Here is a 15829-nt window from a genome sequence, read left to right as displayed (position 1 = left end):
TCATCATTATTTGAACTCGCTTTGCCGTACTTTACAAGCGTTACTTACTATCGTAAGTATGGTTTTAAAACTTCAACAGTCACTACTCTGACTGTTGAAGCAGTCTGCAGCTCGTTAACACGAACAATGTTCGTTTTATCTCCAACCTCTAACTGTCTCCCAGACAGTTAGAGCTAGTACTAAAAGTAAACTGAAAGACTCTTACGAAATATGAAGAAAACAAGCAGGTCGCTCTGCTATGAAACAAAAGAAAAGAGGAAATGATTATGACGAAACAAATTCACTGGGATGGCACACTTTCACAAGAAGGTCTTGAGATTATCAAGGGTGAGGGAGGCGTGATTGTTTGCCCGACTAAGGTTGGTTACATCATCATGACTGCAGACAAGGCTGGCTTGGAGCGGAAGTTTGACGCTAAAGAGCGTAAGCGTAATAAGCCGGGCGTGGTCCTTTGTGGTAGCATGGAGGAGCTTCGTGAGTTGGCTCAGTTGACTCCTGAGATTGATGCCTTCTACCAAAAACATTGGGATGAGGACATTTTGTTGGGTTGTATCCTGCCTTGGAAACCAGAGGCTTATGCCAAGTTGCAGGCTTATGGGGACGGTCGTGAAGAGTTGATGACTGATGTGCGTGGGACTTCGTGCTTTGTTATCAAGTTTGGTGTGGCTGGCGAGCAGATTGCTAAGGAAATGTGGGAAAAAGAAGGTCGTATGGTCTACGCTTCATCTGCTAACCCATCAGGTAAGGGAAATCGTGGTAAGGTAGAAGGTATCGGTGAGCGTATCGCGTCTAAGGTAGACTTGATTATCGAGGCGGACGACTATGTGGCATCTATCCAACCAGACAAGACCATCGAAACCCGCTATGAGCAAGGGGTTATGGTGTCCATGGTAGACAAAGATGGTAAACTTATTCCAGAACAAGGTGCAGATAGTCGTTCTATCAGCCCATGCCCAGTTGTCATCCGTAAGGGTCTGGACATCGATAAAATCATGATGCACTTGTCAGACCACTTCAACTCTTGGGACTATAGACAAGGGGAATACTATTAAGATAATGTAGAACGAACGATCCGAAAGGGTCGTTTTTTGCTCTAATCTATATAGTATTGGTTTACAATTTTTGCAAAATGTGTTACAATGTAACACAAAGAAGCGAGGTAAGATGATGAGTACAGTAACTATTCGATTAAACAAAGAGGAAGAAGTATTTTTCAAGAGCTATGCTCAATTGACTGGTCAAAGTCTTTCAAGTTTATTTAAGAAGGCGCTTGAGCGTGATATTGAGGATGAGTATGATTTGAATATTTACCGTCAAGCCTACGAGGAGTACCAGAAAGATCCTGAAACCATCAGTCATGCTGATTTCAAGAAGGAACTTGGTCTGTAATATGTTCCATGTAGAGTATTCTAAGAAGGCACAGAAGCAAATCAGAAAATTGGATAAGCCAATCCAAAGATTATTATTTGCATGGGTGGATAAACACCTAGATGGTACAGTTAATCCGAGGTTGCATGGCAAGGGATTGACAGGGGACCATGCCAATGAGTGGCGTTATCGTATCGGTGATTATCGATTGATTTGCGATATTCAGGATGATAGGATGGTTATTCTGGCACTTGAATTTGGTCATCGTAGAGATATTTACTAATAGCTGTTAATATGAAGTAGAACGATCCGAAAGGGTCGTTTTTTAGTACATAAAAAAACTGACCGAAAATTTTTCAGTCAGTTTGGTGTTGTTTGATTAGGGACTTGATGCTAGTCAAGATATGTTGCTCGTCCGTCAGTTCCAAGATTTGTAGCCCTTTGTCAATTAGTTCCTGTTTATTTTCAGCAAGTCCGAGATAGACATAGGCACGGGCTAGTTGGTCATAGCGTTTTTCTTGTTTGGCTAGTTCCATGAGTTTGGTGGCAAAAAAACGGGCTTTTTCTTTCTTTTTCCAATCTAGGAAATAATAGCTTAGAAATTGGTATTGAGAAAGAATGGACGGTTTAATTCGCTTAAAATCATGATATTTTTCAAGACGCTTCAAAAGCAAGTCACAAGTTTTTTCTACTGTGTCAACAGGTAGGGTATGAAGAAGGCTACCAACTATAATAATGTCGTTGTAGTACCAATTTTCGTTGTCAATAATTTGTGACCACAAGTATTGGGCAGGTTTGTGATGAGATGTCTCTAGAACTGTATTTGTTCTAGCGGATACAATAGTTTCCAGAATAAGGCATCTTCTATGTACGGGAATGTCATCGTGTTCTTTACTCAAGTGCTCATGACAACGTTTGATGAGGTCTACCATTTTTTGAGTTGTAGGTGTTCTTAAGTTATCAATATCATAGAGTAATTGTTGGCGTTGGCTGGGCTGATAGTAGTTACAGAGGTATTCAAATTCCTCGAAGGTCATATCCACTTGCTTGAGCAAGAAACGCATGAGTTCGTAGCTGGGAATAGTTTGATTTTTCTCGAAACGAACCAAGGTCGTCCGATTGATATATTTCCCACAAATCTGCTCCTGGCTCAAATGTTTGCTTTTTCGAATTTCTCTGTAAACACTTCCGTAATCCCACCGCATAACAATATCCTTTCATCAAATTGTGATTATATGCAACAAAAATAAGAAATTTTACAAAGATAGTATACCATAAAAGCGTAAGGAATGCACAATCTTGTATCAGGTAGAAAGGAGAAAATGAAAACGGCAGATGTTCTTGATAAGAATGGATGCATTCGACAATCTATTTTTAGTTAGAAAGGAGAAGAACAAGTGAAAAGATATTTTTCAATTACTGCAATTATTCTAATTGCAATATGGGTAAGTATATCGACCTTAAGATTATTTTCTCATGAGGAAAGAGACATTTATGAAACACAACCTATAATTAACCAGTTAGCTTAGGTGACGATAGATTATTTAATTGGGGGAGGATTATGATGAGAGAGATTGATTCTAATACCTTGTTTTTAAGTGGTATTATTGTTCTTTGTTTCAGTTTTTTATTATTCCATATCAATCCTTATCAAATCGTTGATACAGATTTTTGGTTGTGGATACAGACTTTTTTATATACATTAGTATGGCGACCTATGGGGACGATTGGAATGATTGTTGGTACAACTCTTCTTTATAAAGCTATAAAAAGAAACTAATTTCATTTTGGGAAAGTGAGAATATTATGAAACAGTTGAAATTGTTAATTTTATTGATGCTAAGTTTAATTTGTTTGGTCGGGGTAGATTCAGCAAAGGCAGAAACTATTCCAGGCACTAATTTGGAAATTATTTCTAAATTAGTGGTGAAAGATGTGTCATCAGGAACTTACTATCAATTTGAAACTTTAGAGGGAAGAAATATATTTGTTGAGTCCAATACCAAATATAAATCCCGTTCGAATGGAGTGCGTGCAACCCGAAGGATATTTTCTCATTCTTATCGTGATTCGGGGACCTCATCTGCTATCTCTACGACAGCTTATGGTGGTCGTGCAGGTGCTAGTCTAACAGTATCGGCAGGTGCAGGTTTTACCCACCCCAAATATGGTCTTGGTTTATCATTAGGGATTTCTGCGACACATAATGTACCACCGTATACCTACGGATACATTATCTTGAAGTCTACTTTTACTGTTAATGTCTATAGATTAGAAGTGCAATATTATGGTTCCAACAGATGGCATTCAGCCGGTCGAGTTCATACTTTTAGTAATATCCGAACATGGAGTGAGCTAAGAACTTGGAAATAAAGTAGCGACCCGAAAGGGTCGTTTTTTGGTATCTTTACATTATTTTTATTGCTTCTTAGCCCCTTGTTTGATATTATTATATTAAACAAAACCTGCCATTTCTCCAAGAAAGGAGTTTCTATGCTGAAAGTAGTCGATATCTGTAAGCGATACGGTGCCCATCAGGTCTTGTCCTATGTGTCCTTTGAGTTGCAAGCGGGGGACTTGGTTGCCCTAGTTGGTCCCAATGGTGTGGGGAAATCCACCCTCCTGAATATCATCAGCAATACAGAAACCGCTGACCGTGGGTCGGTAACTATCAATGGTCGGCCCAATAGTGACCGAGCGATTTTTCAGGATATGTCTGTCATGTTGGATGCTCAAGCTCTTTATCCACAGTTGACGGGTTATGACCATCTGACCTATGTGGCTGCGACCCACAAGCTGGGGAAAAAGGAAGTGGATGCGTTAGTGGAAGAATTGGGGATGGGCTACTATGTCAAAAAGCGAGTGGCTAGTTATTCCATGGGTATGAAGCAGAAGTTGCTCTTTGCCATGGCTGTCCTTCCCAAGCCCAAGCTCTTGTTGCTGGATGAACCCCATATCGGCTTGGACCCGACCAATATCATCCAGCAGCGAGAATTTCTTCTGAACCTACAGGCAGAAGGTGTTGCCATTTTGCTTTCTTCCCACCATCTGTCGGAGATCGAGAAGCTGACCAATCAGGTTTATTTTCTCAAGGCCAGCAAGTTGATTGCCACAGAAGTGGAGTTGACGGCGGATTATGATTACCATCTTGCTGTGGAAAACTCCAAGCAGGTTCAGGAATTTTTACGGGATTATCCTCAACTCTTGTGGAAAAAGGCAGAGCAGGGTCTGGTGGAAATCTTCTTACCCGAGCGAGATTTACTAGACTGTCTGGATCGTATTCCAATCCAGCAGGTGGCTGGCCTTACAAAAGCCAGTGACTATATGGAATCCCTTTATCGAGATCTCTATGTGGAGGAAGGTGGTGAGGGGACATGAGACTGCACTTTGAAATCAAGAAAATCCTCTGGTCGCCTCTCTACTGCTTGCTCGTGCTGGGTTTTTTAGGTCTGGCCTACCTTCCCATCTCACAAAGGCAAGCCCATCAAGCGGCCTATGTGGAAACCTATAAAGAAGAACTGAATGAATTGGCTAGTGTCTTGGCAGATATAAAAATTGAGGAGGGGTCAGAAGAAGCACCGCGGATGGTGGGCTTGAAATCCGATATAGAAAGTGTCGGTCAGGCCTTAGATGAGGGGAAGTTTGAACTGATACCCAACTACCGCAAACTCATGTATCAGGATTTGGACTATTTTATCGGTCACTATCGGAAAAACTTTCAAACTCGGAATTCCTTGACACAAACGGAAATCGAGCGTTTAGCCAGATGGAATGACTGGCTGATTGAGTATCAACTGCCTGATGGTCCTGAAAATCAAGCCTGGTCAACAGGGCGTATTGTTCAAGCCTACTTGGAAAGTTTGTTTGGTTTTCTTCCTGTATTTTTGGTGCTTGGTTTTCTACTTGCCAATCAGCTGGCGGAAAAGAAACTGGCTCATCAAGTTTGGCAGTTACAGCAATGGGATAGTCTGAGTTTGCAGGGGGTCAGGCGTTTGGCTGCTTCCTTGCTTTCGCTTCTGCTGGCTGTGGGGATAGGCTTGCTTTTTATCCTGGTCTATGATGGGCTGACAGGTCAGTTGGCTCTATCTAGTTTTCAAGCTCCTCTTGAGATGTTGGGTCAGAGTCAGTTGATAGGCTCTTGGCTTTACGGGCTTATCTTGTTTGTTTTTTGGTTGGTCTTGCTTCTAGCTGTTCGCCTACTTTTTGGATTTTTGGACCACTTGTTAGCCAGTCGGCTGACTTTTGTGGTGACGGGGTTAATGTTAGCTCTGGGGCTTTCCTATCAGGCAGGTGCAGTAGCAGGTTGGTCAGGTCAAATTCTGCCCTTGCTTGCCTTTCCTGTTTTTTTAGACACAGCTGCATTTTCACAGGTCTTTGTAGCGGTGGATGTCTTGCTCCTGCTGACCATTGGGCTTTTCCTTGCTTATTATGCGCTGACAGAAAAGAAAAGGCTGGTTCTGACCGTGGGGAATCAGAAGGAGTTAGACACAGGGCGTTTGGACAAGGCTTGGTCTTTTGATGTTCTCATCCTTAGTCGGCTCAATTCTTGGAAAGGGTTCGTCTTAGGAAACTTGCTCCTAGCTCTGCTATTTTCCCTACTGACGGGACTAGAAAAGCAAGAGGTTGCCCAGGAGGAGAGGGTTTCGATGGAGTTGGTTACCCAGTCCTATGAGCAAGATGGGGCCTATGTGGAGAGTTTGCAGTCGGAAATCAACCGTCTGAGGCAGTTGGTCAAAGAGGACACGAGCTATCAGGAGGAGTTGGAGTGGAGAGTGGAGCTTTTACAGGAATACCATATCTATAAAGATCTCTATGTCAAGCAATGGCAGGTTTATCAGGAAAAACCTCAGGCTCTGCCGGCTAGTCACCTTGCTATGCTGGAGGCAGAGCAGGTCTATCTATGGGCTAGAGAGGAAAAGGCTTTTGCCAATGGTGATATTGGGGCCAGCCAGATGGTAGATAATCTTCGCCGTTACCAGACTCGCAATCAGGTCAGTCAGTATTACTGGCAGCAGCTGATGGAGGCTGGGGTGCCTGCAACCAAGCGGGGCAAGGATGTCGTTTTGACCAGCTTGGAAAATCGTTTTGATACCAATGATGCCTTGGTTCCAGTAGACGATCCTTCTTGGGACCGCTCCAGAGATCTGTCAGGTATTGGCAGTCTGCGCTCTCTCTTTGATGGTCCAGCCTATTTGTTGGTGCTCTTGCTGGCGGTTTGGCTGGGCAGTCGGGGTAAGGCGGTGGAGGTTGCAGGGAAAAACTGGCGTCTCTATCAGACCCAGCCTGTGGATTTGCGCAAGGTTCTAGTCACCAAGTGGTTGCTGGGACTGGGCCAGGCTCTTTGTTTTACAATGCTCTTTTTAGCTAGTCTTTTCCTAGTCAATAGTCTGGTCGGAGGAATTGGTTATCTGGAAGATGGTCTTATCTTGCTTTCCCATTCGGAGAGGGGGATTTTTCTAGAACTCCTGAGGGGACAAGAACTCTGGGCTTGGTTCCTTCCCAATGCTCCTTATCTCTTGTGGGTGGTGCTTGGCTTGCTGGTATTGGAAATTGTTCTAGTCAGTCTCAATCATCTTTTGCAGGTTCGGTTTTCAAACCGCTTAGTGATTTTCATCCTGCTAGCTGGCTCACTGGCTCTGCTGGACTACCTCCTCTTTCAAGACCTGATTTTGGATGGGCAGGAAATCTTTAGGCAGTTCGCTTTGCTATGTTTATAAAAGGGAAGCTGAGTGAGCAGGGGCATGTAAATATAGAGTTATACTCTTCGAAAATCAAACATATCCGTTGTCAACTTGCCTAGATGAGTGGGAGTGGGAAAGAACTCGACCAGTCTGAAAAGAGTTCCCCTCACTTCCAAACAGTAGGTTCGGGCTAAAATAGTCCACTGGACTATTTTACTCCCACGCCCGCACAGCTCAAAAGGTTCAGTGAACCTTTTGAGGTTGGAAATGAAGCGAACTCTGTTCGCAACAGTCGTAAGGTCAGATTTGGAGTGTGAAACACGAACAAATCTGCCAATCAACCACTGCGCTGAGATGTTGACACGAACTCTGAGAAGAGAGGCTGGACTTTTAGCTCAGCCTCAGCCTGCTCCCTTGAAACAGGAGAGGAGCGGAGTTCTATCTTCGGCTTCGTTTCCTAGGCTACTTTTGATTGTCATTGAGTATTAGAAACATATGAAAAATACCGACCTTTCCTTCTGGGACCTGGTCGGTATCTTTGTGTTATGGGTTCGTGCTGCTTAGCAGAAGAAGTTCTTAGTTGGGAATTGCTAGCATTTCCCATTTTGGATAAGATTTGGCATCGTGAGGGTTTGTGCCTCTCTCGATTTCCATGTAGTCTGGAACCTGGTCGCCATCCGTGTCTTGCTTGATAAAGAGGCGGATATTTTGTTCCTCGATAATTGTCCCGTCTTGCTTGTAGGCCTTGTAAATGCCATTGCTGCCTAGTACGATTTTTACAGGGCGGCCGGATGATGACATGTTATAGTTTAGGACGTTTTCAATCATTTGTCTTTCATGCTCGGTGATACGATTGATGTTACGAACAGTGAAGAAAGAAGAATAGGACTTAGGAAGTGTTGTTCCTGCAGTAGTGGTTCCAGCAGGATATTCAATCGCAAAGCCGTTTAACATAACAGGTGCTTGATTGACTGGAGCTTCGGCTACAGGTGATTCAGTTACAGGAGCTTCTGTAACAGGAGCCTTAGCTGCTTGTGAGAAGTTGACAGTTACATTGACGATTTTTACCTGACCAGATGCAGTAGTCAAACGTACTTGGACCTTGTTGCCAGAACCGCTAGTTGGTAGGGGACTGATGACTTCTTTGGTCACGATAGAAGAGAGGTTTAGACCGCTTTTTTCAATTACTTGAACCTGGTCTAAGATTTCTTTTGCAGTCAGTGTTTGTCCAGCTGTCTTTTCAACGGTGCCAAGTACTTTTGCGTCGAGAACATGGAAGGTCATCACTGGACTGGTCTTGAAACTGGTTGCTCGCAAGCCATTTGCTGTTTTTACCACAGTACTATTGATTGCCAAGCGACGACGATAGGAACCAACACCAGAAATAGAACCTTGGATCTTGTTGGAAGAAATAGTGAGTTGACCTAGGTTTTGGATGGTGCTATTTCCTGTTTGGATAAAGTGCGCTGATTTTAATCCATTGATACCTGAGATAGCAATAGGCTTTGTGAGGGGTGTTCCAGAAAAAACATATACTTCTGTTGGTACATTAACTGCTGAAGAGCTTGTGTTAGCATATACAGTGCTAGCATTAGTAAAAGGCAAGCCAACAGGTAGGCTTGTTAGAGCTAGTGTAGCAATGACAGTAGTCTTAGTGAGTTTTGTTAAAAGTGAATTTTTTTTCATAATCTTTTTATATCCTTCTTGTTTCTTTATTATTCAATCACCAACATACCTTCTTTAACGGCAAATGGGTGTTCTGGGTCAATGCGGTCGTAGAACATGACACCGTTGAGGTGGTCGATTTCGTGTTGGACCACGATGGCATTAAAGCCTTTGAGTTTGATACGGTGTTTTTCGCCGTTTTTATCCATATAGTCAACAGTCACGCGCGCGTGGCGGACAACGTAGCCTTGGACTTCACGGTCAACGGATAGGCAGCCTTCGCCCCCTCCCATAGCAGCTTCTTGGACAGAATGTGCCACGATTTTAGGGTTGTACATGACTTCTTGGAGGGAGTAGGCTTGGGCAGGTGGGTTGCCTTCCTCATCTTCTGGATTTGGGACTAAGACAGCGATGATGCGTTTGGAAACGTCAATCTGAGGTGCTGCTAGACCAACTCCGCCACGGAGTTTCATCTTCTCAGCCATGACTGGATCCTGCGAATGTTTGAGGAATTGCATCATTTTTTCGCCCAAAATAATTTCCTGATCAGATAGGGGAAATGCAACTTCTTCGGCAACTTGGCGTAGGGTTGGGTGCCCTTCACGGATGATGTCATCCATGTCAATCAAATGGGCAGCTTTTGTCAATCGTTCGATTACAGACATCTTTCTCTCCTTATTTGAGCACAGATAAAGTAATTGTACCATAAAATCTAGGAAAATAAAAGTCTAATGTTTCCTATCTATTCCCTATCAAATCTGCTATACTAGTAAAAGACGAACGTTGAAAGGGAGAAAAATGAAAAGAATTTTAGAAAAAGCCAGTTTGCTGGCCCTATCCACCATGCTGGTTTCGACATTTGCAGTTTCACCAGCTATTCCACAGATGATTGAGCATTTTGCCCAGCAGGGAATTGCAGCGGCCCAGGTGGAAAACTTAATTACTGTGACGTCATTTGCTATTATGGTAGCACTCTTGATGAATGGTTTGGTTGTCCGTTTCTTATCGGAACGAAACATTATCATTGTAGGGCTTTTGCTTATGGCCATCGGCGGTGCTTTACCGGTGTTTCTAACTGCCTATCCTCTGATTTTGCTGGCTCGCATCTTGCTTGGTTTAGGGATTGGCTTGATCAATGCGCGTGCGATTAATATCATCGGTAATTTTTTCACCGGTCAGGAACGGGTCAAAATGATGGGCTTGCGTGGTTCAGCTGAGGTGCTGGGAAGTGCAGGCTTAACGCTTCTTGTCGGTTGGTTGACCCAGTTTGGTTGGCAACCTGCCTTCTTGGTCTACCTTTTTGCCTTGGTCATCTTGGCTCTTTTCCTTCTCTTTGTGCCCAAGGAAGAATTACTTGCTCGTATGGAGGTTAAGCTAGAAGAGAACGCGCCAAAGGCTAAACTGGACAAGACCATGTGGATGATGGGGATTTATCTAGCCTTTCTAGCCTTCTTTGTTATCAATGTCAATACCTTCCTGACCATTCGTATTCCTCAGATTGTCTTAGCCAAGGGTATCGGTACGGCACAAGAGGCTAGTTTGATTCTCAGTCTCATGCAAGTCATGGGGATTGTGGCAGGGACAGTCTTTAGTAGCTTGGTTGGTCGGTTGAAGGGCTGGCTTTTGGCAGTTTCCTATGTGGTCTTTGGACTCGCGGTTGTCGGTATTGCCTTTGCGGATAATCTCTGGGTACTGGGGCTTGGTGGTATGGTGTCAGGATTTTTCTATAGCATCATTTTGACCATTGTCTTTAGTCAGGTAACAGACCGTGCACCCAAGGCCTTGCTCAATGCAGTCATGACCATCGTTCTCATGGGTTGCAATATTGGTGGTGCGACGTCAGCTATCTTGCCAACTTATCTGGAAAAACTCAATCCAACCCCAACAGGTGCCTTTGGGATTTACGCCATCGGCTGTGCCTTGATAAGCGCTGGCTTGATTTATAATCAACTGAAGAAGTGGGAGTGAGAAAGAACTCGACTGGTCTAAAAAAGAGTTCGTCTTCTCACCCCCGCACAGTTGATTAGGTCAGATTTGGAGTGTAATACACGAATTGCTGAGATTTGCTTCGCAAATCTTATCTCCAACCTTTAACAGTCCACAGGACTGTTAAACCCAATCAACCACTGCGCTGAGATGTTGACACGAACTCTGAGTAGTAGTCGCTGGGCTTGAGCCCAGCCTCTTTTGGTATAATATTCCTATGTTAGAAAACAACCGCTTAAATGAATTAATACTCCGTTTTCCTGAGGATGTGCAGTTGATTTTTAAGGATATGATTCCCTCTTATCAGTTGGGCTATGTGGATTATGTCTATCAGACAGATCATTACGCCACCCAAAACCGTCGGATTAAAAATTTGGCAAAAAATTTTCGAAGAATGGATTACTTTTACATCATGCCCCTGCCCCAGGATCTGGCATTGGACATTGCTAACCAATGGTGCTATCAACCACCTTTGGATGCCTATACGATTAGTGCAAACCCCGAGACTTATGCTGAGATGATTTCACCAGAGGCGCGTGGGGATCGCTTTTTTGCAGTCATCCGCAATGCCGCCCTCATGGGCTATTTCTGTATTGACCAAGATGGCGAGACCGTTGACATCCGTTTGGGTATGAAACCGTCTTTGACAGGTCAGGGAAATGGCAGAGCTTTCTACCAGACTATTGAAGACTATTTAGTAGAACATGTTCAGCCAGCTAGTATCAAACTGACAGTAGCCACCTTTCATCAAGCAGCTCAAACCCTCTTTCATACTCTTGGATTTACAGAAAGAGAACAGCAAGCAGAATATATCAAAATGGAAAAGAAACTCGTATGCGATTAGATAAATTTTTAGTGGATTGTGGTGTTGGCAGTCGAACAGAAGTCAAGAAACTCCTGAAAAACAAGCAAGTCACAGTCAACGACCAAGTAGAGACGTCCCCAAAGCAACAGATTGACGAAAAGATGGACCAGATTGCAGTAGCAGGTCAGGTTCTCAGCCATGAGACCTTTGTTTATTATGTATTGAACAAACCTAAGGGAGTTATTTCAGCAACCGAGGATGACCGCCATCGGACTGTCTTGGACTTGCTAGATGATACCGCTCGCCATAAGGAAGTCTTTCCAGTTGGACGCTTGGACATCGATACCCATGGCTTGCTCCTCTTGACCAACAACGGTCAGCTGGCTCATGCCATGCTTTCTCCGAAAAAACATGTTGATAAACTCTACCGTGCACAGGTTGACGGGATCATGACCCAAGAGGATGTCCAACGATTTGCGGCAGGAATGGAGCTGAAAGACTTTACCTGTCAGCCAGCCCAGTTGACCATCTTCTCTACAGATGAAGCTAAGCAGACCTCACTGGTTGACATCACCATCCGAGAAGGGAAATTTCATCAGGTCAAACGCATGGTGCAGGCCTGTGGAAAGATGGTGACAGACTTGCAACGATTGACCATGGGACCTCTTCGCTTAGATCCAAAACTAGCGCTTGGAGAATACCGCAGGTTGACTGCTGCCGAATTAAAGCAATTAGAAGTCTTTGGTGTGGAATTATAGATAAATAGAAGAGACTTGCTCCCGATTGGAAGCAAGTCCTTTTAAATATCCGAAGGTGCAAAAACAACCTGTCCATCTTGGAATTTTTCAATACGAGCGAGAGAAGTAACAGGGACCCCTGCATCCAGTAAGAGCTGGCGGCCATCTTGGAAGGACTTTTCGATGATGATACCAACCCCAGCCACTTGCGCCCCGGCCTGTTGTATAATATCAATCAAGCCTTTTGCTGCTTGTCCATTGGCCAAAAAGTCATCAACGATTAGAACACGGTCCTCAGATGACAAAAACTTGCTAGCGATGGAGACCGTGCTGGTGACTTGCTTGGTAAATGAATAGACTTCAGCAGTCAAAATCTCTTCTGTCATGGTGATATTTTTATGCTTTTTGGCAAAAATCATCGGAACTTCTAAACTTTCAGCAACATAAACAGCTGGAGCAATACCCGAGGCTTCAATGGTGACGACCTTTGTAATGTCCTTGGAGCGATAGGCATCTGCCAAGACCTGCCCCATTTCTTTCATCAAGCGAAAATCAACCTGATGGGTCAAGAATGAGTCAACTTTTAAGATGTTTTCTCCTAATACCTGACCATCTTTTAAAATGCGTTCTTCTAATGCTTTCATTTACAATTTTCCTCCAGAATTTTCTTATTATCAGTATAGCATAAAATCAGCAATTATCGGAAAAAGAACAGGATATTTGTAAAACGATGTTGAAATCCACTGATTTGCGACAAAAAACGAATGTTTACTATTTATTTTTTCGTATTGTATTGATTTAGAGTATTCTTTTTGTTAAACTGAGGATAAGAATTGAACACAAAGGAGAAATCATGTCTCAGAAAATAACAAATGAACATTCTTCGGATATGCTTTACGGAATTGATCAACAACCACCAAGAGGGATAGCTGTTTTGCTTGCTTTTCAGCATATTTTAGCAGCTTTTGCAGGAATCATCGCAGTGCCTCTTGTCGTTGCAAGTGCCTTGGGATTATCGGTAGAAGATACTTCAATTATGGTATCAGCCTCTATCTTTGTTGCCGGTATTGCTACCATCTTGCAATCTAAAGGTGTTGGCCCAGTAGGTTCACGTGTCTCTGGTATGATGGGGACGGACTTTACCTTTGCCAATCCAGCTATCAGCGTTGGTAGCCAGTTGGGAATTGCTGGTATTGTAGGAGCAACCATTGCTGGTTCGTTTGTAGAGATTGCTCTCAGTCGTTTTGTCAAACCCTTGATGCGTTTCTTTCCGCCATTGATTACAGGAACTGTTGTATCCCTCATTGGTATCACCCTAATGCCAGTCAGTATGGACTGGGCAGCTGGTGGAGTTGGCGCAACAGACTATGCTTCTGTTGAAAATATCAGCATTGCTTTTATCGTTTTGGTCTTTACTTTGGCCTTAAATCACTATGGCAAAGGCATGCTAAAAACAGCCTCTGTCTTCTTTGGGATGGTTTTTGGTTATGTCCTCTGTATCTTACTTGGTAAGGTGGATATGGCTGCGGTTGGAGAGGCAGCCTGGTTTGCACTTCCTAAAATTTTCCATTATGGTGTTAAGTTTGACCTATCTTCAATTTTGGCTTTTATACCAGCCTATGTCGTATCCTTGATTGGTACGGTGGGAATTATGATGGCCATTGGAGAAGCCTCTAACCAGAAGATTTCTTCTGAGCGGGCAGCAAATGGTGTGCTAGCCGATGGTGTTGGTTCCTTGATTGCAGGTATTTTTGGTGCTGGTCCAAATACAGCCTTCTCACAAAACGTCGGCCTCATTACTTTGACAAAAGTTGCTAGTCGTCATGTTATGATTCTTGCGGGTATTATCTTGACCCTACTTGGCGTCTTTCCCAAATTATCAGCCTTGATTTCCATCATGCCGCAGCCTGTTCTTGGTGGTGTTGGGATTATCATGTTCGGTTTGGTTGCTGCCCAAGGAATTAAGACACTTGCAACGATAAAAATTGGTGACCGTGAGCTCCTGATTATTTCCATTGCCTTTGCGCTTGGGATTGGAGTGACGGTACGTCCAGAATTGTTGAGCCATCTTCCATCAGCGCTACAAATGGTCTTCTCATCAGGTATTTCAACAGGGACCTTGGTGGCTCTCTTGCTTAATGTCGTTTTGAAAGAAAAATAAGATGAAATAGAGGCTGGGCAAAAACTAGCTTCTCACAATAAAAAAACGAGCAATTCCAATTAGGAGTTGCTCGTTTTCCATTTCATGCTTTATAATTATAATAACCACAAAACAACTAGAGAGGCATGAAAATGTATAAACAGTATAACACAAATCAGTTAAGTTTGGAATTAAATCTTGCTTGGGACTTACCTGCAACGCATGAGGCTCGTCTGATTAGTCAGTTTGTGGATACCATTCCTCAATCCGTTCTATTGGAAGAAACTTCCCACACAGGTCGTCCAGCCTTTCATCCAGCTATGTTGCTTAAAATGACACTGTTCGCCTATGCTCGTCAGGTATTCTCTGGTCGGAAAATCGTTCAAATGAATGAAGAAGTTATTCCTATGAAATGGCTGAGTCAGGATACCTATGTCTGTTATCGGACCATCAATAGTTTTAGGGCTAGCACACACGCCAATCAGCTCATCAAAACTGCCTTCATCTACTTCACTCTCCTCCTCAGAGAGAATGGCTTGATTGAAGATGAGGCTCTCTTCATTGACGGGACTAAGGTAGAAGCTGATGCCAATAAGTATTCTTTCACGTGGAAAAAGGCCGTTGAACGCTATGAAGAAGCCTTAAATGGAAACATTTCTGCCCTTTATGACAAGCTAGTTCAAGAAGGGGTGAATACTGCCTTGTCCAAGGAAGAATGCCTCACTAGCGAGGGGCTCAAACAACTCCTACAAGAAACCGAACAAGTATTGGACGAGGTGAAAGAAGCTATCTCACAAGAGCCTAAAGTCATCAAAGGTGGCTCAGCCAACAGACAGAAACGAAGAAGAATTAAGAAACTCAAGAGAAAGTTGAAAGAGGATTGTCTTGTTCGGAAACAGAAGTACGAACGAGATAAACAGATTTTACAAGAGCGAAACTCCTACTCTAAAACGGATCACGATGCAACATTCATGCGGATGAAAGAGGAAGAAACAGTCTGGGGAGAGACTGTTTCTTCACGAGCCTTGAAATAAAAGAGCGAGTATGAAGAATGGTCAGCTCAAACCGGGCTACAACCTCCAACTTGGCACAAACAGCCAGTTTGCCTTAGCTTACGGATTGTATCCGAATCCAGCTGACACTCGTACACTCAAGCCATTTCTTCAATCCATCCAAACCTTAGAACTCTTTCAACACATTGTCGCGGATGCAGGTTATGGAAGTGAAGAAAATTATAGCTTTATCCTTGATGATCTGGAGAAAACACCTCTAATTCCCTACGGAACATATCAGAAAGAGCAGAAGAAAAGCTATAAGAAGAGTGATACCAATCATGAAAACTGGACTTACTTAGAAGATTCTGACCAGTGGATAAAACCAGATGGGGTTGTCTACTCGTTTAAGAATTATTCACGAAGAACGGAGCAGAATGGATTTGAGAAAGATA

At 43.3% G+C, this 15829-nt stretch carries 15 protein-coding genes and 1 pseudogene; 12 read left to right on the top strand and 4 right to left on the bottom strand.

Translation table 11 applies throughout. The annotated features are described in order from the left end of the window. Positions 1 to 266 precede the first annotated feature (266 nt). The 3 genes from C1E58_RS02940 to C1E58_RS02930 all read left to right on the top strand — a co-directional run bounded on the left by C1E58_RS02940 (position 267) and on the right by C1E58_RS02930 (position 1651). On the top strand, positions 267 to 1052 hold the full coding sequence (locus tag C1E58_RS02940; protein WP_024404395.1) for an L-threonylcarbamoyladenylate synthase: 786 nt from the start codon (positions 267 to 269) through the stop codon (positions 1050 to 1052). A 115-nt stretch (positions 1053 to 1167) separates the two neighbouring features. Further along, positions 1168 to 1389 (top strand): type II toxin-antitoxin system RelB family antitoxin, encoded by a 222-nt coding sequence (relB, locus tag C1E58_RS02935; protein ID WP_044687545.1) that lies wholly within the window; start codon positions 1168 to 1170, stop codon positions 1387 to 1389. Position 1390: 1 nt separating this feature from the next. Continuing rightward, a complete protein-coding gene (locus C1E58_RS02930; protein ID WP_029179226.1) occupies positions 1391 to 1651 on the top strand; it encodes a type II toxin-antitoxin system RelE family toxin in 261 nt (86 codons plus the stop codon). A 73-nt stretch (positions 1652 to 1724) separates the two neighbouring features. Here the strand turns inward: C1E58_RS02930 and C1E58_RS02925 are convergent, their stop codons facing one another. Next, on the bottom strand, positions 1725 to 2573 hold the full coding sequence (locus C1E58_RS02925) for a helix-turn-helix domain-containing protein (RefSeq protein WP_105124516.1): 849 nt from the start codon (positions 2571 to 2573) through the stop codon (positions 1725 to 1727). 356 nt (positions 2574 to 2929) lie between these two features. Between C1E58_RS02925 and C1E58_RS02920 the strand changes: the two genes are divergently transcribed. The 4 genes from C1E58_RS02920 to C1E58_RS02905 all read left to right on the top strand — a co-directional run bounded on the left by C1E58_RS02920 (position 2930) and on the right by C1E58_RS02905 (position 7085). Beyond that, positions 2930 to 3148 (top strand): hypothetical protein, encoded by a 219-nt coding sequence (locus C1E58_RS02920; RefSeq protein WP_153048215.1) that lies wholly within the window; start codon positions 2930 to 2932, stop codon positions 3146 to 3148. Between the two features lie 26 nt (positions 3149 to 3174). Continuing rightward, the gene (locus C1E58_RS02915; protein ID WP_105124518.1) at positions 3175 to 3741 is read left to right on the top strand and encodes a hypothetical protein; all 567 of its coding nucleotides are present in this window, start codon (positions 3175 to 3177) and stop codon (positions 3739 to 3741) included. Positions 3742 to 3861: 120 nt separating this feature from the next. Continuing rightward, complete coding sequence (locus tag C1E58_RS02910) at positions 3862 to 4746, top strand: ABC transporter ATP-binding protein (RefSeq protein ID WP_105209262.1); 885 nt, start codon at positions 3862 to 3864, stop codon at positions 4744 to 4746. Continuing rightward, positions 4743 to 7085, top strand: coding sequence for a hypothetical protein (locus C1E58_RS02905; RefSeq protein ID WP_105209261.1), 2343 nt, complete (start codon positions 4743 to 4745; stop codon positions 7083 to 7085). The genes C1E58_RS02910 and C1E58_RS02905 overlap by 4 nt, the downstream gene beginning before the upstream one ends. A 540-nt stretch (positions 7086 to 7625) precedes the next feature. Here C1E58_RS02905 and C1E58_RS02895 read toward each other — a convergent pair. Together C1E58_RS02895 and def are read right to left on the bottom strand one after the other, a co-directional pair. Then, positions 7626 to 8735 carry a hypothetical protein gene (locus C1E58_RS02895; protein WP_105209259.1) on the bottom strand — a complete coding sequence of 370 codons (1110 nt, stop codon included), beginning with the start codon at positions 8733 to 8735 and terminating at the stop codon, positions 7626 to 7628. Positions 8736 to 8764: 29 nt separating this feature from the next. Further along, positions 8765 to 9379 (bottom strand): peptide deformylase, encoded by a 615-nt coding sequence (gene def / locus C1E58_RS02890; RefSeq protein WP_105124522.1) that lies wholly within the window; start codon positions 9377 to 9379, stop codon positions 8765 to 8767. 133 nt (positions 9380 to 9512) lie between these two features. Between def and C1E58_RS02885 the strand changes: the two genes are divergently transcribed. The 3 genes from C1E58_RS02885 (at position 9513) to C1E58_RS02870 (ending at position 12263) form a co-directional block, all read left to right on the top strand. After that, positions 9513 to 10682: an MFS transporter gene (locus C1E58_RS02885; protein ID WP_105209258.1), complete on the top strand. Its 1170-nt coding sequence runs from the start codon at positions 9513 to 9515 to the stop codon at positions 10680 to 10682. A 235-nt stretch (positions 10683 to 10917) separates the two neighbouring features. After that, positions 10918 to 11544: a GNAT family N-acetyltransferase gene (locus C1E58_RS02875; protein WP_238142221.1), complete on the top strand. Its 627-nt coding sequence runs from the start codon at positions 10918 to 10920 to the stop codon at positions 11542 to 11544. Next, positions 11535 to 12263, top strand: a complete 729-nt coding sequence (locus C1E58_RS02870; RefSeq protein ID WP_105209257.1) for a pseudouridine synthase — start codon at positions 11535 to 11537, stop codon at positions 12261 to 12263. The genes C1E58_RS02875 and C1E58_RS02870 overlap by 10 nt, the downstream gene beginning before the upstream one ends. A gap of 41 nt (positions 12264 to 12304) precedes the next feature. On the opposite strand, the gene C1E58_RS02865 is transcribed toward C1E58_RS02870, so the two are convergent. Then, positions 12305 to 12886, bottom strand: a complete 582-nt coding sequence (locus C1E58_RS02865) for a xanthine phosphoribosyltransferase (RefSeq protein ID WP_105209256.1) — start codon at positions 12884 to 12886, stop codon at positions 12305 to 12307. A 209-nt stretch (positions 12887 to 13095) separates the two neighbouring features. Between C1E58_RS02865 and C1E58_RS02860 the strand changes: the two genes are divergently transcribed. Further along, complete coding sequence (locus tag C1E58_RS02860; RefSeq protein WP_105209255.1) at positions 13096 to 14403, top strand: nucleobase:cation symporter-2 family protein; 1308 nt, start codon at positions 13096 to 13098, stop codon at positions 14401 to 14403. A 131-nt stretch (positions 14404 to 14534) separates the two neighbouring features. Further along, positions 14535 to 15829, top strand: a pseudogene (locus C1E58_RS02855) (IS1182 family transposase); the annotation flags it as partial.

The organism is Streptococcus suis, from assembly GCF_002964575.1.
GTDB classification, from domain to species: Bacteria; Bacillota; Bacilli; order Lactobacillales; family Streptococcaceae; genus Streptococcus; species Streptococcus suis_R.
This window is presented reverse-complemented; position numbering and strand designations above follow the sequence as displayed.

Excerpts from the sequence above, each read along its gene's own strand:
- C1E58_RS02870 (WP_105209257.1), top strand. The coding sequence starts at position 11,535 with ATGCGATTAGATAAATTTTTAGTGGATTGTGGTGTTGGCAGTCGAACA.
- C1E58_RS02915 (WP_105124518.1), top strand. The coding sequence starts at position 3,175 with ATGAAACAGTTGAAATTGTTAATTTTATTGATGCTAAGTTTAATTTGT.
- C1E58_RS02930 (WP_029179226.1), top strand. The coding sequence starts at position 1,391 with ATGTTCCATGTAGAGTATTCTAAGAAGGCACAGAAGCAAATCAGAAAA.
- C1E58_RS02885 (WP_105209258.1), top strand. The coding sequence starts at position 9,513 with ATGAAAAGAATTTTAGAAAAAGCCAGTTTGCTGGCCCTATCCACCATG.
- C1E58_RS02910 (WP_105209262.1), top strand. The coding sequence starts at position 3,862 with ATGCTGAAAGTAGTCGATATCTGTAAGCGATACGGTGCCCATCAGGTC.
- C1E58_RS02920 (WP_153048215.1), top strand. The coding sequence starts at position 2,930 with ATGATGAGAGAGATTGATTCTAATACCTTGTTTTTAAGTGGTATTATT.
- C1E58_RS02875 (WP_238142221.1), top strand. The coding sequence starts at position 10,918 with ATGTTAGAAAACAACCGCTTAAATGAATTAATACTCCGTTTTCCTGAG.
- C1E58_RS02940 (WP_024404395.1), top strand. The coding sequence starts at position 267 with ATGACGAAACAAATTCACTGGGATGGCACACTTTCACAAGAAGGTCTT.
- C1E58_RS02860 (WP_105209255.1), top strand. The coding sequence starts at position 13,096 with ATGTCTCAGAAAATAACAAATGAACATTCTTCGGATATGCTTTACGGA.
- C1E58_RS02895 (WP_105209259.1), bottom strand. The coding sequence starts at position 8,735 with ATGAAAAAAAATTCACTTTTAACAAAACTCACTAAGACTACTGTCATT.
- def (WP_105124522.1), bottom strand. The coding sequence starts at position 9,379 with ATGTCTGTAATCGAACGATTGACAAAAGCTGCCCATTTGATTGACATG.
- relB (WP_044687545.1), top strand. The coding sequence starts at position 1,168 with ATGAGTACAGTAACTATTCGATTAAACAAAGAGGAAGAAGTATTTTTC.
- C1E58_RS02865 (WP_105209256.1), bottom strand. The coding sequence starts at position 12,886 with ATGAAAGCATTAGAAGAACGCATTTTAAAAGATGGTCAGGTATTAGGA.
- C1E58_RS02925 (WP_105124516.1), bottom strand. The coding sequence starts at position 2,573 with ATGCGGTGGGATTACGGAAGTGTTTACAGAGAAATTCGAAAAAGCAAA.
- C1E58_RS02905 (WP_105209261.1), top strand. The coding sequence starts at position 4,743 with ATGAGACTGCACTTTGAAATCAAGAAAATCCTCTGGTCGCCTCTCTAC.